22 protein-coding genes are annotated in these 25,941 nt (G+C 34.5%); 9 read left to right on the top strand and 13 right to left on the bottom strand.

The features are described from left to right. Positions 1–18 precede the first annotated feature (18 nt). The 7 genes from ACM55H_RS08935 to ACM55H_RS08905 all read right to left on the bottom strand — a co-directional run bounded on the left by ACM55H_RS08935 (position 19) and on the right by ACM55H_RS08905 (position 6,699). Positions 19–2,565 carry a TonB-dependent receptor gene (locus tag ACM55H_RS08935; protein ID WP_416836176.1) on the bottom strand — a complete coding sequence of 849 codons (2,547 nt, stop codon included), beginning with the start codon at positions 2,563–2,565 and terminating at the stop codon, positions 19–21. Between the two features lie 247 nt (positions 2,566–2,812). Then, positions 2,813–3,226, bottom strand: a complete 414-nt coding sequence (locus ACM55H_RS08930) for an RrF2 family transcriptional regulator (protein ID WP_416836175.1) — start codon at positions 3,224–3,226, stop codon at positions 2,813–2,815. A 155-nt stretch (positions 3,227–3,381) separates the two neighbouring features. Next, positions 3,382–4,179, bottom strand: coding sequence for a TPM domain-containing protein (locus tag ACM55H_RS08925; RefSeq protein ID WP_416836174.1), 798 nt, complete (start codon positions 4,177–4,179; stop codon positions 3,382–3,384). 7 nt (positions 4,180–4,186) lie between these two features. Then, positions 4,187–4,624, bottom strand: coding sequence for a TPM domain-containing protein (locus ACM55H_RS08920; RefSeq protein WP_416836173.1), 438 nt, complete (start codon positions 4,622–4,624; stop codon positions 4,187–4,189). A 40-nt stretch (positions 4,625–4,664) separates the two neighbouring features. Further along, positions 4,665–5,258, bottom strand: coding sequence for a LemA family protein (locus ACM55H_RS08915; protein WP_039109012.1), 594 nt, complete (start codon positions 5,256–5,258; stop codon positions 4,665–4,667). Between the two features lie 61 nt (positions 5,259–5,319). Next, positions 5,320–5,652 carry a MerR family transcriptional regulator gene (locus ACM55H_RS08910; RefSeq protein ID WP_035670311.1) on the bottom strand — a complete coding sequence of 111 codons (333 nt, stop codon included), beginning with the start codon at positions 5,650–5,652 and terminating at the stop codon, positions 5,320–5,322. A gap of 69 nt (positions 5,653–5,721) precedes the next feature. Next, positions 5,722–6,699, bottom strand: a complete 978-nt coding sequence (locus ACM55H_RS08905) for a M23 family metallopeptidase (protein WP_416836172.1) — start codon at positions 6,697–6,699, stop codon at positions 5,722–5,724. 340 nt (positions 6,700–7,039) lie between these two features. Between ACM55H_RS08905 and alaS the strand changes: the two genes are divergently transcribed. From alaS to ACM55H_RS08885, 4 genes are all read left to right on the top strand, one after another. After that, positions 7,040–9,688 (top strand): alanine--tRNA ligase, encoded by a 2,649-nt coding sequence (gene alaS, locus ACM55H_RS08900; protein ID WP_416836171.1) that lies wholly within the window; start codon positions 7,040–7,042, stop codon positions 9,686–9,688. Positions 9,689–10,018: 330 nt separating this feature from the next. After that, positions 10,019–10,699, top strand: coding sequence for a hypothetical protein (locus ACM55H_RS08895; RefSeq protein WP_416836170.1), 681 nt, complete (start codon positions 10,019–10,021; stop codon positions 10,697–10,699). Between the two features lie 154 nt (positions 10,700–10,853). Continuing rightward, entirely contained in the window at positions 10,854–11,810 is a 957-nt protein-coding gene (locus ACM55H_RS08890) for a GSCFA domain-containing protein (protein ID WP_416836169.1), read from the top strand. 2 nt (positions 11,811–11,812) lie between these two features. Beyond that, positions 11,813–12,433, top strand: coding sequence for a DUF4230 domain-containing protein (locus tag ACM55H_RS08885; protein WP_416836168.1), 621 nt, complete (start codon positions 11,813–11,815; stop codon positions 12,431–12,433). 70 nt (positions 12,434–12,503) lie between these two features. Here the strand turns inward: ACM55H_RS08885 and ACM55H_RS08880 are convergent, their stop codons facing one another. The 6 genes from ACM55H_RS08880 to ACM55H_RS08855 form a co-directional block, all read right to left on the bottom strand. Further along, on the bottom strand, positions 12,504–14,261 hold the full coding sequence (locus ACM55H_RS08880; protein ID WP_416836167.1) for an aromatic amino acid hydroxylase: 1,758 nt from the start codon (positions 14,259–14,261) through the stop codon (positions 12,504–12,506). 224 nt (positions 14,262–14,485) lie between these two features. Further along, complete coding sequence (locus ACM55H_RS08875; protein WP_416836165.1) at positions 14,486–15,619, bottom strand: esterase-like activity of phytase family protein; 1,134 nt, start codon at positions 15,617–15,619, stop codon at positions 14,486–14,488. 112 nt (positions 15,620–15,731) lie between these two features. After that, positions 15,732–16,118, bottom strand: a complete 387-nt coding sequence (locus ACM55H_RS08870; RefSeq protein WP_416836164.1) for a group III truncated hemoglobin — start codon at positions 16,116–16,118, stop codon at positions 15,732–15,734. A gap of 57 nt (positions 16,119–16,175) precedes the next feature. Beyond that, positions 16,176–16,709, bottom strand: a complete 534-nt coding sequence (locus ACM55H_RS08865) for a DUF4136 domain-containing protein (RefSeq protein ID WP_416836163.1) — start codon at positions 16,707–16,709, stop codon at positions 16,176–16,178. A 49-nt stretch (positions 16,710–16,758) separates the two neighbouring features. Next, a complete protein-coding gene (locus ACM55H_RS08860; protein ID WP_416836162.1) occupies positions 16,759–18,741 on the bottom strand; it encodes a urocanate hydratase in 1,983 nt (660 codons plus the stop codon). Between the two features lie 230 nt (positions 18,742–18,971). Further along, the gene (locus ACM55H_RS08855) at positions 18,972–19,148 is read right to left on the bottom strand and encodes a DUF5522 domain-containing protein (protein ID WP_291248393.1); all 177 of its coding nucleotides are present in this window, start codon (positions 19,146–19,148) and stop codon (positions 18,972–18,974) included. Positions 19,149–19,271: 123 nt separating this feature from the next. Here ACM55H_RS08855 and ACM55H_RS08850 point away from each other — a divergent pair, with 123 nt between their 5' ends. From ACM55H_RS08850 to ACM55H_RS08830, 5 genes are all read left to right on the top strand, one after another. Beyond that, positions 19,272–19,607 (top strand): hypothetical protein, encoded by a 336-nt coding sequence (locus ACM55H_RS08850; RefSeq protein WP_416836161.1) that lies wholly within the window; start codon positions 19,272–19,274, stop codon positions 19,605–19,607. Between the two features lie 536 nt (positions 19,608–20,143). Then, a complete protein-coding gene (locus ACM55H_RS08845; RefSeq protein WP_416836160.1) occupies positions 20,144–21,706 on the top strand; it encodes an ice-binding family protein in 1,563 nt (520 codons plus the stop codon). 267 nt (positions 21,707–21,973) lie between these two features. Continuing rightward, positions 21,974–23,566: an ice-binding family protein gene (locus ACM55H_RS08840; RefSeq protein WP_416836159.1), complete on the top strand. Its 1,593-nt coding sequence runs from the start codon at positions 21,974–21,976 to the stop codon at positions 23,564–23,566. A gap of 188 nt (positions 23,567–23,754) precedes the next feature. Continuing rightward, positions 23,755–23,982, top strand: a complete 228-nt coding sequence (locus tag ACM55H_RS08835) for a hypothetical protein (RefSeq protein WP_416836158.1) — start codon at positions 23,755–23,757, stop codon at positions 23,980–23,982. A 31-nt stretch (positions 23,983–24,013) separates the two neighbouring features. After that, a complete protein-coding gene (locus ACM55H_RS08830; protein WP_416836157.1) occupies positions 24,014–25,849 on the top strand; it encodes a T9SS type A sorting domain-containing protein in 1,836 nt (611 codons plus the stop codon). Positions 25,850–25,941 lie beyond the last annotated feature (92 nt).

Genomic DNA, 25,941 nt, shown 5'->3' with positions numbered 1-25,941 from the left:
TTACTCTTTTTGGAATTATTATAATGAATATTTCAATGTAATTCCATAAGTTCTTTGATCGCCTATTACACCAGCATATTGTCCGGCATTTCCACCAGCAGGCAATAATTGTTCGTAATAATCCTTATTTAAAAGATTACGTCCCCAGAAGTGAATAGATAACCCTTCAGATGCACGGAATCCTAAACGAGCGTTAAAAATAGCGTAACCAGGAACGACTAAATATTTTGAAGCAGAAGGACTTGATGAGAATTCAGAACGCGCATAAGAATCAACGGCAAGGAAAATTTTACCTGAATTTCCGAAGAATTTTGCATTGTCAGAAAGCTCACCTCCTAAAGATCCAGCCCATTTTGAAGCACCAGGTAAATCAGTTCCTGAAACATCTTTAAAAGCTACAGAAGCTCCTGTTTCTTCTAGCGGAAGCGGTGCATTTGTAAATTTAATATACTTTCCGTCTGTATAAGTTGCAGCTCCGTTTAGGGTTAGGTGACTGTTAACTACAAAACTGGCATCTAGTTCCGCACCTCTTACACGTACTTTATCTGCATTGGCAAGATAGCCACGGTTTACACCTAATTCGGCAGCTTGAACATTGGTTTGAAAATCTTTAATATCTGTATTAAAGAAGGTCAAATTCAATATCGAGTTTTTAAATGGAGATGTTTTAACTCCTACTTCATAATGATTTATTTTTTCAGGTTTAACTACCGCAAGATCGGCTAGAGTCTGACCTGCTGCCGGAGTAGGAAGTCCCGCTACATTCACGCCAATTGGTTTGTAGCTTTTTGCATAAGTAGCATACGCATTGATTTTGTCTGAAGCTTTAAAAGACACAGTTAAGTTTCCAGAAAAGTCTGTATTATCTGTATTTGATGTGAAAGCTTGGTCAGAATAAACTAGTTTTTTCAAAGCAAGTAAAGCAGGATCGGTAGTTTGAAGGCCTCCGTATGTTTTACGGCTGTAATCAGCATCTTTCTTATCGAAATTGGATCTTATACCAGGTAATACATGTAAACGATCTGTTATTGCCCAGTCTAATTGCCCGAAAACTGCCGCACTGGAAGATCTGATGCTGGCATTGGTTTTTATTCCGTATCCTTCAAAAAGACCTGGAGTTTTCCATAATGTGCTGGTAGTACTTTGTGCAAATCTCCATTGCGCATTTCCAGATTCTTCTGTACCGTCTGTTTTTGATGTTTGATCAATAAAAAACACACCCACAACACCACTTACTTTAGATGTAAGTTGTCCCGCATAACGTACCTCTTGCGTTATTTGTGTCTGTCTGGTAGGGTTTTGCGATTTTGCCAGTACTTGTAACCCTGTAAAGTCTCTATCATTTGATGGATCCCAATTCCAAAAACGCCAAGCAGTAGTTGAAGTAAGTGTTCCATTTCCAATTTTTGTATCAATATTAAGGGATACACCACCTAAATCTTGTCCTGAACGCCATGGCGTATCGTGGTCAATCTTACGATCGAAGGCATTTAAACTTGGGAGTTGATAATTCAAATCTTTAATAATTGCGCCAAATTGTCGATAAGCGGCTCTTTTCGTAGGAGCAATCCCAGCAATAACTTGAGCATATCCATCCGGACGCTGTGTCGTAATGTCTGCTGCTAATATAATATTGGTGTTTTCTGTCGGTTTATAGAGTAATTGTCCTCTGATTCCTTGATTATTTAGCGTATTTGTGGCTCTTCCTGTTGCAATATTATCAATTAGTCCATCACGTTGTGTTCCAGAAAAAGAGATACGACCTGCTATTTTTTTGCTCAATGCACCTGTAACCGAAGCCTTTGCTTGCAGGTATCCGTAATTACCATAACTCACTTCAAAGTTGGCACCCGGAGTAAAACTCGGTTTGCGAGTAGTTATATTGAAGGCCCCAGAGGTTGTATTTTTACCAAATAACGATCCTTGTGGTCCGCGTAATACCTCAATTTGCTCTATATCAATAAAATCGAGAGTGGTTGCAGCTGGACGAGCGTAATACACACCGTCAACATAGAAACCAACCCCAGGATCGATACCGTCATTGGTAAGTCCAAAAGGAGAACCTAGGCTTCGAATGTTAATCCCTGTATTTCTTGGGTTTGACGAATAAAGTTGCACTGATGGTACTAGTTCTTTAATACGGTTAACATTAAAAGCTCCAGATTGTTCTGCCTGTTTACCTGTTATAACTGATATTGCGATCGGGACATCTTGTACTTTTTCTATTCGACGTCTGGAGGAAACTACAACCTCTAATAAAGTGTTTTCTTCATTAAGTGTTATTTGTAATGAAGGTATTGGTAAAGAAGTAATTTCTATTTCTGCAGTTTTATATCCTACATATTGAACTAAAAGGGTTAAAGGAAGTTTTCCTTTTGTATCTATTATAAATTTCCCGTCAGAATCTGAAGTTGTGTTAGAAGTAGTTCCTTTTATTACAACATTTACGGCTCCTAACGGAATGTTTTGGTTTGTTGTAATTAGACCTTCAACGTTTTGTGCGAATGATATTGAGAAAGTTAAAATAGATAATATTGTAAGTATATTTTTTATAGAATTTTTCATTATATGTTTATTATATGTAATTAGTAGAGTTTAAATTAATTTTTTTTTTTACTAGCACATACACATCATTTGATTATTCTTTTCTTTAGTTGCAATTACTTGTTTATTTCCTATTTGTTCATTTAAAATAACGAACGTGTTTAAATACGTTTTCATACGTTTAAAATTGGATTGTTAATTATGCGTTAAATTCTATGCAAATATATAATTAATTCTATAAAAATAGTAGAGTTTAAAAAATATTTTTTTATTTTTTTACTAATGAGGAAATTGTAATGCCTTGCATAGCCTTTAGGGTTTCGTCTCGAATAGTCATCAGCCCGTGTCGTAACAGGCATTCAGACTCACTAGTGCAATCGGAGCAAGGCTCGTAAAAATTTAATGATGCACACGGAAGTAATGCAATTGCACCATCAAATAATCGATGAATATCAGCTAAAGTAATTTCGTTTTTGGATTTTAAAAGATAATAGCCGCCAAATTTCCCTTGTTTGCTCCCTACAAAATGTCCGCGTTTTAAATCCAATAAAATCTGTTCCAAAAATTTTTTTGGAATGTTAGCTGCTTCAGCAATTTCAATAGTTCTTGAAATGTGATTATCGTCTTGTTGCGCTAAAAATAGTAATGCCTTGAGGGCGTATTTGGCTTTATGTGAAAGCATTTTTAATGTATTTTAAATTGTAACTTTTAAATTAGATGTGATTCAAATTTAAAAAAAATGAAAGTAAAACAAACATAAACTATTTTAATTTATAATTTTAAAAGTAATGCTGATTTTTGTAAGTATTGATAAAACGGAACAAAATAATTTTAAATCTACCAATTTCCACTAGAACCACCACCAGAGAAGCCTCCGCCACCAAATCCACCACCGAAACCGCCTCCGCCAAATCCACCACCAGATGAACCACCGCCAAAACCGCCACCGCCACTGTTTCTGCCAAGACTACTTAAAATAATTACATCAAGCAAACTAGGCCCACCGCCTCTGTTTCCAGAATTTCCGCCACCGCCTTTGTTTCTTGAAATTAGAATAAGAATGATTACAATAATTACGATAAAAGGTAAAATTGGAAAATTTTGATCTTTATTTTGTTTTCGTTCTCCTTTGTATTTCCCTTTAAAAACATCAATTATGGCATCAGTTCCTTTATCAAGTCCTCTGTAATAACTTCCAGCTTTGAATTCGGGTGTAATGATATTTCTGATTATTTCTCCTCCAATTCCTGCTGTTAAACGGTCTTCCACTCCATAACCAGGGTTAATGGCAATTTTTCTTTCGGCTTTAGCCACTAAAATAATTACACCATTATCGTCTTTTGCAGTTCCTCCAATTCCCCAAGTTTGGCCCCATTTAGTAGCTAGTTGGCTTACATCTTCATTTTGTAAGCTTTCAATAGTAATAACAACTATTTGAGTGGTAGTTGAGTCAGAGTAATGAATTAATTTTTCTTCTAATTGTGTTTTTTCAGATGCGCTAAGAAGGTTAGCATAGTCATAAACCGAGGTTTGTAAACCAGGAACTTCAGGTATTTTAAATTGTGCAAAACCTATTTGTGTAATAAAAAAACAAATAAGCAGTTTGAAAAAATAAGAGCTATTTAATTTATACATAATTATATTATCCTTTTGAGATTTCGTTTGATAATTCATTCGTATCATCTTCGGACCAAGGAAAATGTTTTTTTAGTTCTTCACCTGCTCTTAAAATTCCATCTACCAGACCTTGTTTGAAGTTGCCATTTTTAAAATGAGCCCCCATAATGTTCTTTGTAGTGTCCCAGAAATCATTTTGAACAATGTCATTAATTCCTTTGTCCCCACATATCACAAAATTTTTATCGGCAACAGCCAGATAAATTAAAACGCCATTTTGAAGTTGGGTTTCGTTCATTTTCAATTCATGAAAAACTTCCAAAGCCCTGTCAAAAGGAACTTCGGAAGTTGTTTTTTCTATGTGTACTCTAATCTCACCAGAAGTATTTTTTTCGGCCACGCGAATAGCTTCAACAATTGCTTGTTCTTCTTCTTGGGTTAAAAAATCTTCTACTTTTGACATTTTTGTGTTTTTTAATTCCTTCTTCTGGGGTTAGGAACAATTAGAATTTTACTTCAACTGGTTTGTCTGCACCTTCAACAGCATTAAAATATGCTTTTTCTTTGAAACCGAATATTCCTGCAAATAATGAATTTGGGAACGTTTTAATATGCGAGTTATACGGTTTAACTGCTTCGTTGAAACGGGTTCTTGCAGTAAGAATTTGGTTTTCAGTACTGGCCAATTCGTCCTGTAATTTCAAGAAATTTTGATTCGCTTTCAAATCAGGATATTGCTCTACTGTTACTAATAATCGAGATAATGAACTGCTCACACCACTTTGTGCTTTATTGAATTCTGCTAATTTTTCTGGAGTAATGTTTGTTGGGTCAATTGTAGTTGAGGTCGCTTTTGCTCTAGCTTCAATAACAGCAGTCAAAGTTGATTTTTCAAAATCAGCAGCTCCTTTTACAGTATTTACTAAATTTCCTATAAGGTCATTTCTTCTTTGGTAGGCAGTTTGCACATCTCCCCAAGATTGTTCTACTGTTTGATTCAAAGTTACGGCTGTATTGTTAATCCCTTTAACCCAGCTATAAATTCCAATAATTAATACTGCTGCAATAATCCAAGGTAAAAATTTTTTAAAATCCATTTTTTGTTTAATTTAAAGTTTAGTGTTTAATTGTTTTCTTATAAAATAGGCAACCAAAAAATTATAGTTGATTTTTAATATTCGTTAATTGTGTTCGTATGGTTTCCAGTTTTCGAATAATTTCAAATTTATCCAAGGTTTTCTTCTGACCTTCTTTCAAATGTGTTTTGGCACCTTCCAGTGTAAAACCTCTTTCTTTTACCAAATGAAAGATGAGTTGTAAATTAGTCACATCTTCAGGAGTGAACATGCGATTGCCTTTGGCATTCTTTTTTGGCTTCAGAATATCAAATTCATTATCCCAAAAACGAATCAGTGAAGCATTCACGTCAAATGCTTTGGCGACTTCGCCAATGCTGTAATACCTTTTATCTTTAGAAAGCTCAATATGCATATTTTTTTATTTGACTTTTTAATTCTGCTACGACTATCTGTAGACTTTTTTACTCTTTTTTATAAAGCATTAATCTAATGACTGATTTTCTTGGTTAGCCAATTTTGAAATGGCAACATACTCGATTGCCGAAATATTTCCATAATAAAAATTCAATGGATTCACGACTTTACCATCTTTATGCACTTCATAATGCAAGTGCGGCCCTTCGGATCTTCCCGTACTGCCTACATACCCTATAATATCGCCTCGTTTCACTCTTTGTCCGGCTCTACAGTTGTATTTACTTAAATGACCATACAGCGTTTCGTATCCATAACCATGCCTAATTACCACATGATTTCCAAAACCGGAAACCGTATTATCCGCCTTAGAAACAACTCCATCTCCTGTAGCATAAATGGGAGTCCCTATTTTTGCAGAGAAATCCATTCCTTCATGCATTTTTCTCGCCTTCGTAAAAGGATCTGTTCTGTACCCAAAACCAGATGCCAATCGTTTCAAATTCTCATTTCTTACTGGTTGAATGGCGGGAATAGCTGCCAATAATTTATTTTTTGCTTTAGCTAATTCCAAAATAACATCCAGTGATTTGGACTGAATCGCCAATTCTTTGCTAAGCACATCAACTCTTTTTGTCGTGTTGATTACCAGTTGGGAATTGTCATAGCCTTCTAATGTTTTATAGCGATTGATATTTCCAAAACCTGATTTTCGTACCGAGTCAGGAATCGCTGCCGTATTAAAATAAACCCTGTATAAATTATTATCCCTATCTTCAATGTCTTCAACAACCCCATCAACTTGATCCATTTTCTTATTTAAAATAGAAAAATTCAACTTCAAATTGTCAATTTCACGTGCTTGCAAACGATCTTTTGGCGTTTCAAAATAGGGTGTATTCAATAAAACAATAAAACATAAAAATCCGAACAAGGCCGATGCTATTAAAAATAAGGCTACAACACCAAATTTCTTTCTTTTTCTTACTTTTATTTTTCGGTATGCTAGATTTTCGGAATCGTAATAATATTTTACTTTCGCCATATTTTAAAATACCCTATTTTTGCACCTTCGTAAAAGGTTAGTCGAACAAATTTAATAAATGTTTCATTCGTTCAACCCTTTTTTTAGGAATAAATATAATAATGTGCCTATTCCAGCTATTCGTTGCAAGTTCTCGTCTTGAAATCTTTTTTTCTAATGAGCCAGCAGGAGCTTCCTCCGGTCGCTCTGCCATCTCAAGAAAAAATAAATTTCAAAGCCGCGAAGCTTTTCACTGTTATCTGGGGCAAAAGAAATTAAAAGATTTAATGATTAAAAGATTGAAAAATTCAATTCTAAATAATCTTAAATTTTTGAATCTTTAAATATTTAAATTAAAAAAATGACATCACAAGACGTACGTAAACAATTTCTGGATTTTTTCGCATTAAAAGGACACTTAATCGTTCCATCGGCACCCATAGTTCTAAAAGATGATCCAACCCTGATGTTTAACAACTCAGGAATGGCACAGTTCAAAGAATATTTCCTTGGGAACGCCACGCCAAAAAGCAATAGAATTGCCGATACGCAAAAATGTCTTCGTGTTTCAGGAAAACATAATGACTTAGAAGATGTAGGTTTTGATACCTACCACCACACCATGTTTGAAATGCTTGGGAACTGGTCTTTTGGGGATTATTTCAAAAAAGAAGCTATTAACTGGGCTTGGGAACTTTTGACGGAAGTCTATAAAATTCCAAAAGAAAATTTATACGTTTCTGTATTTGAAGGAAACCCGGAAGAAAATGTACCATTTGATCAGGAAGCTTGGGATATTTGGAAGGGATTGATTGATGAAGACCGAATCATTCTTGGAAACAAGAAAGACAATTTCTGGGAAATGGGAGACCAAGGACCTTGTGGGCCTTGTTCTGAAATTCATGTTGATTTACGCCCGGAAGCAGAAAAATCACAGGTTTCTGGAAAGAGTTTAGTAAACAATGACCATCCGCAAGTAGTGGAAATCTGGAATAACGTATTCATGGAGTTCAACCGTAAAGCCGACGGTTCTTTAGAGAAATTACCTGCGCAGCACGTTGATACCGGAATGGGATTTGAGCGTTTGTGTATGGCATTACAAGGAAAAACGTCTAATTATGATACGGATGTGTTTACGCCACTTATTGAAAAAGTAGAACAAATTACAGGATTAAAATACACAACCAATGATGTCATTCTGAACGATAGTGAAGAATCTGAAGAGCAAAACAAAACCAATATCGCTATTCGCGTAGTGGTTGATCACGTTCGTGCGGTGGCTTTTGCTATTGCTGACGGACAATTGCCATCAAACACAGGTGCTGGTTATGTAATTCGTAGAATTTTGCGTCGTGCAATTCGTTACGGATTTACTTTCTTGAATACCAAAGAACCGTTTATCAATCAATTGGTAGCCGTTTTGGCCAATCAAATGGGTGAATTTTTTCCGGAAATCAAATCGCAACAACAATTGGTTACGAATGTAATTCGGGAAGAAGAAGCTTCTTTTTTGAGAACTTTAGACCAAGGATTGCAATTGCTGGAAAATGTAGTTGCCGAAACTAAAGGGTCAACCGTTTCAGGTACTAAAGCATTTGAATTATACGATACTTTTGGATTTCCAATTGACTTAACCGCATTGATTCTTAGAGAAAAAGGATTTGAACTGGACGAAGCTGGTTTTAACGCAGCCATGCAAGCTCAAAAAGCCCGTTCGCGTGCTGCATCAGAAGTTTCTACCGAAGATTGGTCCGTGTTGATTCCTGGAAATATAGAAACATTTGTGGGTTACGATCAATCAGAAAGGGACGTAAAAATCACTCGCATCCGTAAAATTGACAGTAAAAAGGACGGGGTTTTATACCAAATCGTTTTAGATAACACGCCATTCTATCCAGAAGGTGGTGGGCAAGTGGGAGATAAAGGAACATTGGTCTCTGCAAATGAAACGATTGAAATCATCGATACCAAAAAAGAAAATAACCTGATTTTGCATTTTGCAAAAAAATTACCGGAAAATGTAAACGCTAGTTTTACAGCTAAAGTAAATCAGGATTTGAGAAGTTTGTCTTCTAGAAATCACTCGGCTACGCACTTAATGCACCAAGCGTTGAGAAGTATTCTTGGAACGCATGTAGAACAAAAAGGTTCCTTGGTAAATCCAAACTATTTGCGTTTTGACTTTTCTCATTTTGCTAAAATGACGGAAACCGAATTGCAACAAGTAGAGGATTTTGTAAATGCAAGAATCCAGGAACAATTGCCATTAATTGAAAGAAGAAATATTCCAATTCAACAAGCTTTAGAAGAAGGCGCAATGGCTTTGTTTGGTGAAAAATACGGAGATAATGTACGTGCCATAAAATTTGGCGAAAGCATGGAATTATGCGGAGGAATCCACGTGAAAAACACGGCTGAAATCTGGTATTTCAAAATCGTTTCAGAAGGAGCGGTTGCTGCAGGAATTCGTCGTATCGAAGCCATTACAAGTGATGCCGTTAAAGCACATTTTGCATCTTATGAAAACATATTGAATGATGTAAAAACAGCATTAAAAAATCCTCAGGATATTTTGAAAGCCGTTCATTCGATGCAAGAAGAAAATACCAAATTGGCCAAACAAATTGAGGCTTTGGTGAAAGACAAAGTTAAAAATTTGAAAGCGGGTTTAACAGCAGAAATACAGGAAATAAACGGCATACAATTCTTAGCAAAACAAGTGGATTTAAATCCGGAAGGAGCAAAAGATTTGGCGTATGAATTAGGGAATTTAGGTAAAAATGTATTCCTTGTCTTGGCTACAGCCGACGAAGAAAAACCAATGTTAACCTGTTATATTTCTAAAGAATTAGTTGCTGATAAAAACCTAAATGCTGGGCAAGTAGTTCGTGAATTGGGTAAATTTATCCAAGGAGGCGGTGGCGGACAACCATTTTTTGCTACAGCTGGAGGAAAGAATATAGCCGGAATTCAAAACGCCTTAGAAAAAGCGGTTGAGTTTGTAAAATAAAACAAATTTATTTTTTATAATAGAAACCCTTTTAGAGCAGAAGTTCTAAAAGGGTTTATTTTTTTGTTCAACTCACTTATATATGGTCTTCATATAGTGTTATAGCTAAGTTAAAAAAAGTAGTTTAACCGAAATATAGGGATTGTAGCGATGAATATTGTAGCTTTTGTTTTATTTTTTTAGGTTTGATTTATATAGAACGAAAGGTTTGATGAAGATCTATGCGATTTATTTAGTATTATGAAAAAAACAAAAAAAATATTTTGTGTCTTATCAATTTTTTTATTGACTCTTTGTTCGTGTTCAAATGATACTGATGACAGCATAAAATTGCTAAAAAAGATAGTTGCTACTTCAGCAGATGGAACTTCAGCAACGACTTTGTTTACTTATAATGGCAATAAAATTGTAAGTATTGATGGCGTTCAGAAACATGTTGATTTTACCTATACGGATGGTTTGATTTCGAAAACAGTAACGTTGAACAAAACAAATCAACTTCTCGAAACTGTAGAATACACTTATGTTGCCGGTGAATTGATACGCATAAAGTCCCCAAACAATTATATAATAAATTACATTCATAATTCAGATGAAACTGTTTCTTATGAAAAAAATGTCATTAATTCAGGAAATCAAGAAGTGAAAATGTATCATGGAATTTTGTATTTTCAAAATGAAAATTTCATCAAGGACGAAAGAATATTAGACAACACAACAGTAGGAGTTACTTCTAGTTACAGTATAAGTTTTGATTATGATTCTAAACACAATCCATTGTTTAATGTATTGGGATATAAAAAACTATTGGATTATAATGAAGCAATCTCATCGAATAATAGTTTGATAAGTACAGTGATTATAAGTACTACTAAAGACGAGCAAATAGCATCTTCGGCTAAATTTTATAAAAATTCCTTTGCATACGATTTAGAGAATTATCCAACTGAACAGGTTTCGGAAACATCAATTTCTACTAATGGTTATCTGAAAACACAATATTTCTATTAATAAAATCATGAGTTCATAGAAAACTGGAAAACCCTTTCATAGTTTAAAACATTGAAAGGGTTTCTTAATTTTGAATATACTTGATGAATGAAAAAAGAGTTAAATCGTATTTAATTCACTAAAATTATTCAAATTTGTAGTAAATAAAATAACAATGCAATTTAGAACTCCAATTCCCATTTCTCAAAGTAGTCATTCTATTGATTACAATTCTAAAATTGTGTCTTTGGGATCTTGTTTTGTGGAAAACATGGGTGAAAAATTCAATTATTTTAAATTCGAAAATATCATAAATCCTTTCGGAATAATTTTCAATCCGGTTTCTATTGAAAAAATTATTTATAAAACCATAAATGCAGTATTATTCACTGAAGAAGATATTTTTTTCTATAACGAACGTTGGCATTGTTTTGATGTACATTCGGATTTGAGTAATTCAAATAAGGAGGATTTATTAGCATCTTTAAGCGCGATACTCGAATCAACAAAACAGCAATTACAAGAAGCTTCTCATGTTATTATTACATACGGAACCTCGTGGGTATATCGAAATATTGAAAGTGATGCCATTGTGGCGAATTGCCATAAAGTACCGCAAAAACAGTTTAAGAAAGAATTACTTTCGGTTGACGAGAGTAAAGAAAGTATTGCGAATACTATTAAATTAATCCATTCAGTTAATCCTAGTTGCAATATCATTTTCACGATTTCACCAATACGACATATCAAAGATGGTTTTGTCGAAAACCAATGGAGTAAAGCGAACTTAATTTCGGCTGTTCACAGCGTTCTGAATAAGGAACATTATAAACTGCATACTGAATACTTTCCAAGCTACGAAATCATGATAGACGAACTTCGTGATTATCGGTTTTATGGGGAAGATATGTTGCATCCCAATCAAGTGGCAATCGATTATATCTGGAAGCGTTTTAAGGAAACTACCATTTCTGAAGCTGCTTTAGCTACGATAGATGAAGTAGAAAGTATTCAAAAAAGTCTTTCACATAAGCCTTTTAATCCTAATTCTGAAAGTCATTTGAAGTTTGAGTCCAAACTTCGAGATAAAATCACTAAATTGGAAAAACAATATTCATTCATGAAATTTTAATTATGCTTAGAAAAATAGGTATTGGAATAGGAGTTATTGCCGGAATATTTTTATTATTCAAATTTTGTGACTTTAAGAAAAACGATGATGAAGACATCAGTTATAATACTAATCTCATTCAACAACAAATTGTAAACGTAGGGAAACTTGTGGTTACCGAAGGCCATTTTTCAGAAGTGATAACCTATAAAAATCAACAGAAATATTTATTAGACATGCTTTCTTTCGAGAAAAAAGCCTTGGTTATTGTTAATGCAGATGTGACTGTTGCTTATGATTTGCATAAAATGAAATACGATATCGATGAAAAAAATAAAACGATAACGATTGTAAGCATCCCAAAAGAAGAAATAAAAATCAGCCCCGATATTCAATTTTACGATGTGGAGCAAAGCAAATTGAATCCTTTTACGGGTGATGATTACAATAAAATCAATAAGTCAGTTAAAGCGAATTTAGCCAAGAAAATAGAAAAATCGTCATTAAAAACGAATGCTCAAAATCGCTTAATTAGTGAATTATCCAAAATATTGATTCTGACCAATACCATGGGTTGGAAGTTACAGTATGAGGGAAAAGTAATTGAAAGCGAGAAAGATTTTGGACAGCAAATAAAATTGTAATTTAAAAAATGAACCGCAGTTTCACAGATTTTAGATAATTCTAATAATTTGCTAAACTGCGGTAGTTTTTTTAAGCTTTCTCCTTATCAAAAATCAAATCCAAACCGCCAGCAATCAAATGCGCTACTTCGGGTCTTTTTTCTTTTAAATTTTCAAGATAAGCGATGACTTCCTGTAACAGTTGAGGTTCGTTTCTGTCTCTCAAAAGTTCTGTGATTTCTACGGCTAACAACCAGTCATTTGGGTGATTGGTATGCAATTTATCAAAAATTGGCGCTAAAGAAGTTTGCATGTCTTTAGATTCTCTGATCATTCGAATCGTCTGGTATAAAACCTCTAAATCGTCACGTTCTGTGGTATGTTTAGCCTTGATGGTTTTGCTTGTTGGAACATGCGAAATCAAATCAAAACTATTCACATCAGCCGGACCTGAAAAGGCCGAAATCACTTTTTTTCCTATCGCCATATCGTAATTGCCCCATTCCGGTTGAAACAAAATAGTTTCTTTGTGTGTTACGGTACAGTTTTTTAAACTGATTAAAATAATCTCGCCGTGCAGGTTTCTGGAGCCTGTTATAATTTCCCCTTTTACCGTAATGTCACCTTCAAATTCTAAGGTTACACTTTTGTTTTCAGTGATAGAATAGGCACTTAAATCTCTTGGACTCATGTCTTCAATTGCAAGATTTATACCTTTTAGTTTCCCAATAGGACTTCCAAAACCTTCCAGATGTTTGATTGTTCCATGACCCACTAATTCTTTTTCTCTATACGATAAGGCAGTTTTTCCTGTAGTTTGGATATAGACGGGTTTTCCTTCTTCTTCAATAACATTGGTGAAAACTCCCGAAATCTGAATTCCGGTACTCAGTTCAATCGTTCCCAAAGCATTAGAATGAATCAATTTATTAATTCCCGATAATCCTCCGGTACGCAATGCCATTTTATTGGCAAACTCTTCCAAAACCAAGCTTAAATAAGCAAAATCTGGAGTGACGTAAAGTTGTGGTTGCAGTTTTGTAATGTCAAAACTTTGGTTGGCTGCTGATAGGTCGTAAGCGATTTTCTTCACATTATCCGTCATGCACCACGCACTTTCACCAATAGACGAAAGTAATCCGGCACCATAAATTTTCGGGTTGTCGATAGTTCCTATCAAGCCATATTCTACGGTCCACCAATGTAGGTTTCTAATTTGCGCCATTTCCGATAATTCGCCCATATTATTCTGCAAATCCTCCACCGCTTTTTCGGCAGCATCAATATCGGCTTGAGGCGTATCTTCCGCTTCTTTCAAAATAGAAAGCAGTCGGATGGCTTCGTACATTTGGTAATCTTTATTCGAAGAAATCGCTTTACAGCCTATTTCTCCAAAACGACGCAGGTATTCTGCATATTCAGGATTGGCAATAATGGGCGCATGACCGGCACCTTCGTGAATAATATCTGGTGCTGGCGTGTATTCTATATGTTCGAGTTGACGAATATCAGAAGCAATTACGAGTACATTATAGGCTTGAAATTCCATGAAAGCATTGGGTGGAATAAATCCGTCCACCGCTACAGCAGCCCAGCCTATTTCAGTCAGAATCCGATTCATACCGTACATGCTTGGAATGTGGTCAATTTCAATTCCTGTTTTTTTCAATCCTTCGAGGTATGAACTATGAGCTACTTTCGAAAGATAATTTACATTTTTACGCATTACATAACGCCAAACTGCCTGATTTATAGGTGTGTAGTCGCTATAGTCTTGAGGCTTAATAAATTGCTTTAAGTGCTTTGGCAATCGGTCTAATAATGGATTACTTTCAATAGTTGAGTTCATTTCGAAATCGTTGTAGTTATAATGCAAAAGTACAAATTTCAGGAGCTATTTCCAGCTTTTCATTACAAGTTTTTACAAATCCGTTTGTTTTTCTAAAGTTGCTGCAAGAGCTTCCTCCGGTCGCTTTGCGGCAACAAGAAAAACCAAAAACGGCTTTCGTAAAAAGCTTTTCATTACTACCAGGGCTAGGGGAGTTGGTAATTTATTGATGTTTGTTGGATTTACTATTCCATCAACTCAAACACCAACACTTGCGTTTTTTGCATCTCAGAAAAATTATTATCCGAAATGAAAATAATGGATTGGTGGCCATTTGCCAATTTTGGTCCAAAAGTGATCCCTTCGATATTATCAATAAAAATCCCTAAATCATCCATGTTCAGCATCAGTTTTTTGGGAGCCAATTCAAAATGTTGATTCTTTAACGAACCGTAGTTTTTAATATTAGCTGCCTTTTTCAAGTCACACAAAAATACTTTTATAGTGCAGGCTTGTGTACCGGTAGAATAGGAACGCTCCACTACAAGCAACTGGTTTTTTCCATAATATTGAATTGCCGAAACGCCATTCACGGCAAAAGCGCCTTTTGGATTCGGTTCCAGTGCAATAGGTTCTAATTTGTATGCGTATTGAGCAGTATTCTTTTTTGTTTTGGCATTAAATTGATACAATCGAATCAAACCTCCTTTGCTGGTATTGGCTTGGTCACCGTCTTCAAATAAAGGTTCTTCAATGTTAGTAAAGATGTTTTTGTATTTTGTGTCAAAAGTAATCCCTTCTAAAGTCCCATTATTTCTGGGGCCTTTTTCCTCTTTTTGTATTTCTAAATTCGCTGGTAATTTAGCTTTGCCAAGAAAATTGCCTTTTAAATCTATAAAATTAATAGAAGGGTTTTGTAAAACTAATTTATCTGTAGTAACTACACGAGCGCCTTCGCTACTCCAAACTAAGGAGTTGGTTTTGGGATTGAATCGAATATCTTCAGGGTCGGCTGCCGTTGTTGGGTTAGTATTCCAGTTACCAAAACTTTTTCCGGTTTCATTTTTTAAAGTAGTGACGCTTTGAAAATTAATACTTTCTAATTTATTTTCGAACAACCGAATTTTTGCAGTGTAAAATCTGGAATCGTTAAAAGCTGATCTATCATCACTTATTAGGTAGTAAAGGTCGTTTTTTGCATCATAATCAATTCCGGATAAACCACCAACTTTAGTGTCTTGAAAAGTTTGATTAAAAGGAATTTCTAACGAACTGATAAATTTTAAACTGGGAGTCGGTTTGTTTTCAGCAGTTTGTTTTAAATTGGAACAAGAAAGGAGGACAGCTTGTAAAACAACGAGAATTAGAAATTTACGCATATTTTATTTAGTATAATATTCGTGTGGCTTTTAGTTGAATTGTATTTTATTTCAAAGATACTGGTTATCGAAAAAAAGTTGATTGGTTAGTCTTTAATAATTAGTTAAGGATTTAATTTTTTTCGGCATTCCTGAAATACTCAATTTTATAATTGAACATTTCAGCCATATTTTTGGCACGTAATTTCGCTTCTTCGGCTAATGGGCCTACAAATAAACTATCGGTAGTTTCAATGAAAATTTCCATCCAGCGTTCAAAGTGTTCTTTGGCAACGGGTAATTGTTTGTGAGGAGGAAATGGACTGCCGGAATAAGAGTGAACTTCCAGTAAAATAGTTTGCCAAAAGCGATACATTTTTTCTAAATGTTCTGGCCAGCGGCTGCCTATTTTTTCGTTGAATATTGGTCCAATAAATTGGTCTTTTTGAACTTTGGAGTAAAAAGAATCAACAAGTAATTTGATGTCTTCCAAAGTTGTAATGTCGGTAAGGATTGCCATAATTTGGTATAAAAAAGCCTACGCAAAGGTAGGCTTTATGTTTAAATTTATCTTAAGCTATTTTGCTTTAGGCGGGAATTGCTCTAAAATTTTAGCCACAAATTCATTGATTTGTTTTTCTTTCTCTTTTCGGTTTTGAGTCAAATACCCTACGCCTTCACCTTCCCAAACCAACTCTTTTTTCTTGGCATCAATTAAATCAATATAAAGAGTACCTTCAGTTGAAGTCGAAACATAGGTACGACCTCCCCATAAATAAGGATTCCATCCCCATCCCCAACCATAACCCCATCCTGCGTTATATTGGTTAACATCTACTCGTTCTCTTTCTTTGGTTAAAATATTGATAAGTAAATCAGGTGTTTCACTCTTAGACATTCCTTTTTTGCTCAATTCATTGTCAATCGCATGAAGAATTCTTTTCTTGTCTAATTCTGAAACTTCGACTCTATCGATACCTCTTCTATGAAATGCATAGGTTTTGTATTCACTAAAATCTGCATTTTTATCAAAATCGGAATATACTTTTACGGAACTGCACGAGGCTACTATAAGAAGTAGTACTACTGGAAGGAGTTTAATTGCTTTCATGACTTAGTTGTTTGATTACTATTTGTGTATTAAATATGCGTTCAAATTTTTAAAAATCCAATAAATTATCTGCCACTATATTAGGGATGGTAACTTTCAACAAAGGTTGCGTCTCCATCGCTCTTTTTATTGCAAATAATGCTCCTTCGTTTCGTGCCCAGCTTCTTCGGGAAATTCCGTTATTGACATCCCAGAAAAGCATTGATTCTAAACGTCTTGAAGCTTCTTTTGAACCATCAAGAACCATACCAAAACCACCGTTAATTACCTCTCCCCAGCCAACACCACCACCATTGTGAATCGAGACCCAAGTGGCGCCACGAAAGCTGTCTCCAATGACGTTTTGTATCGCCATATCGGCAGTAAAACGGGAGCCGTCATAAATATTAGACGTTTCTCTGTAGGGTGAATCAGTACCGGAAACATCATGGTGATCTCGACCTAAAACGACAGTTCCTATTTCGCCTTTGGCAATAGCCTGATTAAAAGCTTCGGCAATTTTTACACGTCCCTCGGAATCAGCATAAAGGATTCGGGCTTGAGAACCTACAACGAGTTTATTTTCCTGAGCACCTTTTATCCAGTGAATGTTATCCTGCATTTGTTGCTGAATTTCTTCAGGAGCAGTTTTTGCCATCTCTTCCAGAACTTGGCAGGCAATTAAATCTGTTTTAGCTAAATCTTCTGGTTTTCCCGAAGCACAAACCCATCGGAATGGACCAAAACCGTAATCAAAACACATCGGTCCCATGATGTCCTGAACGTAACTCGGATATCTGAAATCGATATGATTCTCCGCCATTACATCAGCGCCAGCACGGGAAGCTTCCAGTAAAAAAGCATTTCCGTAATCAAAGAAATAGGTTCCTCTAGCAGTATGTTTATTGATAGCAGTAGTGTGTCTGCGTAATGTTTCCTGCACTTTTATTTTGAATAAATCAGGATTATTAGCCATCATTTCATTCGCTGCTTCAAAGGAAACATCGGCAGGATAATAGCCTCCCGCCCAAGGATTATGTAAAGAAGTTTGATCAGATCCTAAATCGATATGGATTTTCTCTTCATCAAATTTTTCCCAAATGTCCACGACATTTCCAAGATAGCCGATAGAAACAGTTTCTTTATTGGCTTGCGCCAAAGCGACTCTTTTTACTAATTCATCTACATTTTCAACCACTTCATTTATCCAACCCTGACTGTGGCGAATATGGGTTATTTTTGGGTTTACTTCGGCACAAACGGTAATGCAACCGGCAATATTTCCCGCTTTTGGTTGTGCGCCACTCATTCCTCCTAATCCTGAGGTAACGAATAAACCGCCTTTTGGACTGCGTTTTATTTTACGAAAACCATTCAAAACGGTGATTGTTGTTCCGTGTACAATTCCTTGCGGACCAATGTACATATAGCTTCCGGCGGTCATTTGTCCGTATTGAGAAACACCTAATGCATTCATTTTTTCCCAATCATCCGGTTTGGAATAATTTGGAATTACCATTCCATTTGTCACGACAACTCTTGGCGCTTCTTTATGTGAAGGAAACAATCCCATTGGATGACCGGAATACATCGTCAATGTTTGTTCGTCGGTCATTTCCGATAAATAGTGCATAGTCAAAAGATATTGCGCCCAGTTTTGAAAAACGGCTCCATTCCCGCCATAGGTAATCAACTCATGTGGATGTTGTGCAACGGCGTAATCCAAATTATTTTGAATCATCAACATAATCGCTTTTGCCTGTTCACATTTTCCTGGATATTCAGCAATAGGTCGCGCATACATTTTATAATCAGGACGAAAGCGATACATATAAATACGGCCATACGTTTCTAGTTCGTCTGAGAATTCTTTGATTAATTCAGCGTGATGTTGTGGTTCAAAATAACGCAAGGCATTGCGTAATGCAAGTTTTTTTTCTTCAGCAGAAAGGATTTCTTTGCGTTTTGGTGCATGATTAATCTCTGTTTCATATGATTTTATTTTTGGTAAAACCAATGGAATTCCTTGTTGTATTTGTTCTTGAAAAGTCATTTTTGATGGTATTCGTTAATTTTTTATGTATAATTTTAAAAGAAAAGTATCTCGACAGGATACCATTTTAGTTTTAAAAATACACTATGGATAACGAATATCCGACCTGTGGTAGGATTTATGAATTTTGATTCTATATTTCTGTAAACAAATATCCATTTAGTTTTTTGTTGGTGTTTTTTGAAAACTGCCGTTCTCTTGATTTCTGCTATCTGTAACTTGAAGATGGACTACTTTTTATTTGTGCCTGTTTTTTTATCATAGCCATACGGACAATGACGACAACCACTTTTACAACAATACCCGCGTTTTAAATGGTATTTTTCAGTGAAACATTTGTAACCTTCAGGAGTGTAATAGAAATCTTCCCCTTCTATTAAATTATTTTCATTACTTTGCTCAATCATACTTGGGATTATTCTATAATAAATGTCATTAGGATTGTTTTAATGAAGAATACAACTCAATCGATTGAGTTTTTCATTAAATAGAACCATTTTATCAGTACAAATTTATAAATTTTATAGCGAATGTTTCTAATTGTTGCTAAATATTTAATTCCAAAAGGATATCGTGGATTAGCGGCATTCCCCTTCATCTTTGTAAAATACCGTATTGATAAAGCAAATGCCGTTTTTGTTAATCACGAAAAAATACACCTGCGCCAACAATTAGAGCTCTTGGTGTTGCCTTTTTTTATTTGGTATTTTATAGAATATTTATTTCGTTTGATTCAATATAAAAAAGCTGATTTAGCTTATAGAAATATCAGTTTCGAAAGAGAAGCTTACGCCAATGAAAAAGATTTAGAGTATTTGAAAAACAGATCTTTATTTAAGTTTTTAGATTTTTTAGATAAAAAATAATTATTGTTTTTTTTGAGTTAAATACTAACGTAGATTTTTTTAAAATAGTTTTTGTCAATGAATGCTATTTTATTCATTAATACTTTTAAAAGTCTATTACTTCAAGAACACTAAGTTTAAAGGACACTTTTTATTGTTTAATTGCGATCAATCAAGTGTACTATTCTTGCTTCCCTTAATTTTTAAATTGCTGAAAGAAACTATTAAAAAGAAACTATTTAAAAATACATCATTGTTTATTTTTAATTTGTAAGAAAAAACATTATATTTTTATGAATAAAATGTTATTTATATTCCAATAAAATTTCACTCATAAAAGTGACTGTTTACTGAAAATTATAAGTTAAAATGAATGCTAAAAAATGGAAAAAGATATTGAATATGCGTCAATCAGACGCTTTATTTTTTTTAACAGGTGTTTACTCATTAATTAACATCACATTTGCACATCATTGGATTTTAATAAATTTTTTAGATTTAAAACGTGTTGTTTTTCAATAAATTAAGATAGATCTCAATAGGGTAATTAAAAATATATGAAAAATAGTATTTCGTTCTTATTCATTTTATTCTTACTAATTTCGGAAGCATCAAATGCACAAGTAGGAATAGGTACAACAAATCCTGAAATTTCGTCGATGCTAGATATTCAATCTACTGATAAAGGATTTCTTTTGCCTCGATTGACTACAGCAGAAAGAGATGCAATAAGTTCACCTGCAACTGGACTTCTTATTTATAACACTACAACTTCAATTTTCAATTTTTATAATTTGGGTTGGAAAGATTTTATTACAGGTTTAGTTTTGCCAATAAATGGAGGAACTGGAATAGCCAATAGTAACGAATCTACTCTTGCATTGCCGGGAGCTTTTGCAACTACAATTACAACTACAGGATTAACAGAAGTTACATTACCTAAGACTGGAACTTTGTACGGAACGGAAACTGGAAGTATAACTTCAGCGCAAATACTGAATTCATTGAGCGATAAAACAGGGACTGGAAAGTTAGTGTTTTCTGAATCGCCAACTTTTACGGGTATAACGCTAGCTCCTACCGCAGCAGTGGGAACGAATACGACACAATTAGCAACGACAGCTTTTGTATTGGCAAATACTGCAAGTAATTATAAATCGGTTAATGCCACTGGTGATATAATTACTAGTTCAACTACGGATGTTTTATTGCCAGGAATGTCGATAAGCCCTTTAGCAGGAATTTATACTGTTGCCTTTAATGGCCAATATACAATAATACCTGGTAATAAAGCGTCGCAAGGAGCGATTGCTTTACAAGCAGTTTATAATCAATTGAATCAAATCACAGTTACAAATACTGTCCATGCTGCTGCGTTTGGAGGTGAGACTCTATATCCCGGAGTATATAGTATAGCTGCGGCGGGTTCCGCAGCAGGGACCCTTACTTTAGATGCACTGGGAGATCCAAATGCTCTTTTTATTTTTAAATTTGGGGCTGCCTTTAGCACAGGTGCAAGTACTAGTGTAGTATTGCTCAATGGAGCATCTGCTGCTAATGTTTTTTGGTTGGCGCAAGGAGCGATAGGGCTAGGAGCTTCAACTATTATGAAAGGAACCCTTATTGCTAATAATGGTGCAGTTTCTTTAGGAGCATCTTGTACGCTTGAAGGAAGAATAGTTTCTACGGCTGGAGCTATAGTTATTGATACTTTAATCATGACTAAAACGGCTAATAGTTCTTATGCCGATTTGGGAGCCTTGTCTTCCTTTGCTATGTTTACTTCTTCCGGTGGTGTTGGTAATACAGGAATTTCAAATATTACAGGAGACATAGGTACTAACTCAGGTGCTATAACAGGTTTTGAAACTTCTTCTGTAAATGGTACTTTTATTACGCCTACTACTGTTAGTGCTTTGGCTACTTTTAGTATTTATAAAAATGGAGTATTAATTGCAAATTCCAGTAGAACGAGATTAAGTTCTGTAAATACTGTAGATGTGTCATTGCAAGCCATTGCAGATGTTTCGGTAGGCCAAGATGTTGATGTAAGGTGGAACATTGATGCCGGAACTTTAAAGCTAGGAAGTAGAATATTAACACTAATTAATGTCAAATAGTTTTTTGATTATTATGTGTGTTTATCTGTGTTGGCTTTAATTTTATTAATTTGTTTTTAAGGCGATTACTTTATTTATAAATATTTTCCTCAATTTTTCTAAAAAAAAATTATAGGTTAATTAAAGAATGTTTTTTACCTGTGTCAGGTTATTCAATAGCGTCATATTTGCATACTTTAAAATTTATAATGTACTTATTAAAGTACAAAAATACATTGTTTTCAGTGTATTAATGATTTAGATCAATAGAATATATAAAATAAATAAATGAAAAATAATATCCTGTTTTTATGCGTTTTATCCCTGCTAATTTCAGAAAAAGGGAATGCACAAGTAGGAATAGGTACCGTTACCCCAGAAGTTTCATCAGCATTAGATATTCATTCTACCGATAAAGGATTTCTTTTGCCTCGTTTAACTACTATAGAAAGAGATGCCATTAGCTCACCTGCAACAGGACTTCTTATTTATAACACTACTACTTCAATTTTCAATTTTTATGATTTAGGTTGGAAAGATTTTATTACAGGTTTAGTTTTACCAATTAATGGGGGGACAGGAATAGCCAATAGTAACGAATCTACTCTTGCTTTACCAGGTGAATTTGCAACTACAATTATAACAACAGGAGTAACAAATGTAACATTACCTACAGCAGGAACAGTTTACGGAACACAAACGGGAAGTATTACATCAGCACAATCACAGAATTCATTAATTGATGAAACAGGGACTAAAAGAGTAGTGTTTTCAGATTCGCCTACCTTCACAGGGATGTCATTAGCTCCTACCGCAGCAGTGGGAACGAATACGACACAATTAGCAACTACGGCTTTTGTATTAGCCAATTCAGATAATTTTAATTCGGTTACTGCAACTGAGGATATAGTAACTAATTCAAATACTGATGTTTTAATTCCAGGATTGTCATTGACTCCTGTGACTGGAACTTATCTGGTTATGTTTAATAGTCAGTATAGTATTACTTCCAGCTATTCTTCTAGATCAGTAAATACTGATCAAGGTAGATTAGATTTAAAAGCGGCATACGATCAGTTGAATGGGGTTTCTGTTACTAATGTTCATGCGCCTGCTCTTGGTAGTGGAGAGGTTCTAACAGCTGGGGTATATTCAATAGGAGCAGCTGGATCAATAGCTGGAGTTTTAACTTTGGACGCACAAGGAAATCCAAATGCAGTGTTTGTTTTTAAAATTGGGGGTGCATTTACTACAGGAGCAGGTACTGTTGTTGCATTGACTAACGGCGCATCTGCATGTAACGTATTTTGGATTGTAGAAGGTGCAGCATCTATGGCCGCTTCAACTACAATGAAAGGAACAGTTATTGCTAATAATGGGGCCGTTTTTATGGGGGCAAATGGAACGCTTGAAGGAAGATTGTTTTCAACAACTGGTGCTATTAGTTTTGGGCCTGGAACTGCATATATGCCTTTAAACTGTTCTTACCTTGACTTAGGAACATTGTCTACTTTTGTTATATTCACTAGTAATGGTGCAATTAGTAACACTGGGAATTCTTATTTCACTGGAGACATAGGTACGAATTTAGGCGATATTTCAGGTTCTGACTATTCAAGCGTGAATGGTTCTATATTTAAACCCGGTACTACTACTGTAGCAACCACTAGTAAAGCATTAGCAACGTTTAGTATTTATCAAAATGGAGTTTTAGTTCCTAACTCGAGTAGAACTTGCGCAAGTAATCTGAATACTGGATCAATTTCTTTACAAGCAATTGCTACAGTTTCTTCAGGGCAAAATATTGACATTAGATGGAAAATTGATTCCGATGCAATAATTCTAAAAAATAGAATCTTAACCATAATGAATGTTAGATAATATGGTTTCAAAAAAGAATAAAATTGATTTTAGATTTATAATGGAAATTTATAAAATCACTTATAGTTTACATTAAAAAAGTATTTGAAAAAAGTTGGCGTTTTTGACAATTTTTATTTTCAATTTTTAGAGCAAAAATACAAGCGAAATATTTACGATAGTTTTTTTAAAATAATGTAAGTAATTACATGTTTAAAATTAAAAAAAATGTATTTAAACGTTTTTTTATACTTTTTATCGGTGTTATAGTTACTTGTGAGCCTGTTTTTTTTGTAACTTTAAATAAAATATTAAATGTTGGGTTTGGTTTTCTAAAAAATGGGATTATAAACGCATCAGAAATTTTATTATTATTCCTAATAGCTTCATTTTCTATCATTAAAGATGTTATTGCATCTAATGGAATTGCTCATTAAAAAAGTACAAATTAATTTAATACAGAAGCTTATGAACTCAAAATTACTTAAAAAAACACTATTGATTATTTCCGGAGTTTTATTTCAGAGTAATATCAATGCGCAAATGTTTGTAAGTGCCAATACGAATGTATTTGTAAATAATGAAGTTGTTTATATAAAACAAGGCTTGGAATTAAATGCTGCGAGCAGTAATTTTTACTTAAGGAGAGATGCGCAGTTATTGCAAGCTTCTACCGTAGCAGGAGCTAATAAAGGAGTTGGGAACTTATCTGTTTTTCAAGAAGGGTCAACTAATAATTTTCAATTTAATTATTGGTGTTCCCCAGTGGGAGGAAATATTGCTACAGCAGGAAATTCTCCTTTTGGGATTACCCAACTTAAAGATATTGTTGATTTGACGAATAGCAATAATCCAACTATTTTAGCGATGAATAATTACAATGGTACAGCTAGCCCATTTGCAATTGCTCCATTTTGGATAAATAAATTAGTAGCTTCATCTGGATATACAAGTTGGACTCAAGTAGGATCCGCTTCTAGTATAAATGCTGGAGAAGGATTTACCATGAAAGGAACTTCAGGAACAAATTTAACTACGGTAAATGGAGTTCAAAACAATCCGACAAGTCAACAACGATATGATTTTAGAGGAAAACCTAATGATGGAACCATTTCTATTAATGTATTAGATCAAGAATTTACATTAACGGGTAATCCGTATCCATCAGCAATAGATTTGTCTGCTTTTTTAACCGATGCAACAAATTGTACAGGGATTGCTTATTTCTGGGAGCAGGACAAAACGGTAAGTTCTCATTATATAGCAGATTACAAAGGAGGATATGGAACTTTTTCTCCAGTTTCTAGATCGGGGTCTGGTATTTATGTTCCGGCAACATTCTATTCTTATGATGGTTCCGGTAATGAAGGAACGAGTACCGGAACGGGTGGGATTTATGAAAGACGTTTTAGTCCTGTAGGGCAGGGATTTATGATTGATGGAACTGCAAATGGAACAGTAGAAATGAAAAATAGTTACCGAGTATTTGTCAAAGAAGGAGCGTCAAATTATTCCCAATTTAATAAAAGTGCAAATCAAAATAAAACGAAAACCAACGGCGATTATTTGTCCAAAATTCAATCTGTTTCTGGTTTTGATTATACTAAAGTGAGTCTTTTACCAACACCACAAATTAGATTCAATACATTGATGAATAATCAAGGAGTTCGTCAACTTGCGCTGGCATTTATTCCTGAAGCAACTGATGGAGTTGATCGTGCAATGGATGCAATGTCCTCAAGTGATGATTCTCCAGCGGATGTTTACTTCGTATTAGAAGATACGGAGTATGTTATTGATGCTGTAAACTTTGATGTTGATAAGAGTATTCCAATTGGTTTTAGGAATGGAGATCAAGCCAATTATAAAATTACGGTTAAGGAAATTTTGAATTTTACTGAGGCAAACAATGTTTATTTACACGATAAGGTAGCAGATAAATATTTTGATATAAAAAATGATTTCCATGAATTGACATTGCCAGCTGGAGTCAATAATACACAATTTGAAATTACTTTTAAAAGTAATTCTACTTTAGGGGTTAAGGATTTAGCTGGTGAGAGTTTTGTGGTTTATCAAAATAATTCAACTAAAAATTTGACAATCAATAATCCATTGTTAATGGATCTTGCTACTTGTGGTTTGTATGATGTAGCAGGAAAATTAATTTTCAGTAAAAAAGATTTAGGAGTGAATTCCTCGTATAAATTTTCTACTTCGGGTCTTGGCGATGGTATTTATATTGTTAAGTTATCGACGAAAGACAATATTGAGGTGGGTAAAAAAATTATTATTAGAAATTAAATTCCAGAAATAAATAGAAAACGAAAAATGCAATCTGTGAGGATTGCATTTTTTATTATATATTAATTTTACCTTTGTAAAAAATATTTAGT

This window comes from Flavobacterium cryoconiti (assembly GCF_048158645.1).
Lineage (GTDB): Bacteria > Bacteroidota > Bacteroidia > Flavobacteriales > Flavobacteriaceae > Flavobacterium > Flavobacterium cryoconiti.
The sequence above is the reverse complement of the archived record's forward strand: the minus strand, read 5'-3'. Positions and strand labels throughout refer to the sequence as shown.

Bases quoted from the DNA above. Each gene is read 5' to 3' on its own strand.
- ACM55H_RS08885 (WP_416836168.1), top strand. From the start codon at position 11,813: ATGCTTAGAAAAATAGGTATTGGAATAGGAGTTATTGCCGGAATATTT.
- ACM55H_RS08835 (WP_416836158.1), top strand. From the start codon at position 23,755: ATGTTTAAAATTAAAAAAAATGTATTTAAACGTTTTTTTATACTTTTT.
- ACM55H_RS08830 (WP_416836157.1), top strand. From the start codon at position 24,014: ATGAACTCAAAATTACTTAAAAAAACACTATTGATTATTTCCGGAGTT.
- ACM55H_RS08935 (WP_416836176.1), bottom strand. From the start codon at position 2,565: ATGAAAAATTCTATAAAAAATATACTTACAATATTATCTATTTTAACT.
- ACM55H_RS08865 (WP_416836163.1), bottom strand. From the start codon at position 16,709: ATGAAAGCAATTAAACTCCTTCCAGTAGTACTACTTCTTATAGTAGCC.
- ACM55H_RS08925 (WP_416836174.1), bottom strand. From the start codon at position 4,179: ATGTATAAATTAAATAGCTCTTATTTTTTCAAACTGCTTATTTGTTTT.
- alaS (WP_416836171.1), top strand. From the start codon at position 7,040: ATGACATCACAAGACGTACGTAAACAATTTCTGGATTTTTTCGCATTA.
- ACM55H_RS08890 (WP_416836169.1), top strand. From the start codon at position 10,854: ATGCAATTTAGAACTCCAATTCCCATTTCTCAAAGTAGTCATTCTATT.
- ACM55H_RS08870 (WP_416836164.1), bottom strand. From the start codon at position 16,118: ATGGCAATCCTTACCGACATTACAACTTTGGAAGACATCAAATTACTT.
- ACM55H_RS08850 (WP_416836161.1), top strand. From the start codon at position 19,272: ATGTTTCTAATTGTTGCTAAATATTTAATTCCAAAAGGATATCGTGGA.
- ACM55H_RS08855 (WP_291248393.1), bottom strand. From the start codon at position 19,148: ATGATTGAGCAAAGTAATGAAAATAATTTAATAGAAGGGGAAGATTTC.
- ACM55H_RS08920 (WP_416836173.1), bottom strand. From the start codon at position 4,624: ATGTCAAAAGTAGAAGATTTTTTAACCCAAGAAGAAGAACAAGCAATT.
- ACM55H_RS08875 (WP_416836165.1), bottom strand. From the start codon at position 15,619: ATGCGTAAATTTCTAATTCTCGTTGTTTTACAAGCTGTCCTCCTTTCT.
- ACM55H_RS08915 (WP_039109012.1), bottom strand. From the start codon at position 5,258: ATGGATTTTAAAAAATTTTTACCTTGGATTATTGCAGCAGTATTAATT.
- ACM55H_RS08930 (WP_416836175.1), bottom strand. From the start codon at position 3,226: ATGCTTTCACATAAAGCCAAATACGCCCTCAAGGCATTACTATTTTTA.
- ACM55H_RS08880 (WP_416836167.1), bottom strand. From the start codon at position 14,261: ATGAACTCAACTATTGAAAGTAATCCATTATTAGACCGATTGCCAAAG.
- ACM55H_RS08860 (WP_416836162.1), bottom strand. From the start codon at position 18,741: ATGACTTTTCAAGAACAAATACAACAAGGAATTCCATTGGTTTTACCA.
- ACM55H_RS08910 (WP_035670311.1), bottom strand. From the start codon at position 5,652: ATGCATATTGAGCTTTCTAAAGATAAAAGGTATTACAGCATTGGCGAA.
- ACM55H_RS08845 (WP_416836160.1), top strand. From the start codon at position 20,144: ATGAAAAATAGTATTTCGTTCTTATTCATTTTATTCTTACTAATTTCG.
- ACM55H_RS08840 (WP_416836159.1), top strand. From the start codon at position 21,974: ATGAAAAATAATATCCTGTTTTTATGCGTTTTATCCCTGCTAATTTCA.
- ACM55H_RS08905 (WP_416836172.1), bottom strand. From the start codon at position 6,699: ATGGCGAAAGTAAAATATTATTACGATTCCGAAAATCTAGCATACCGA.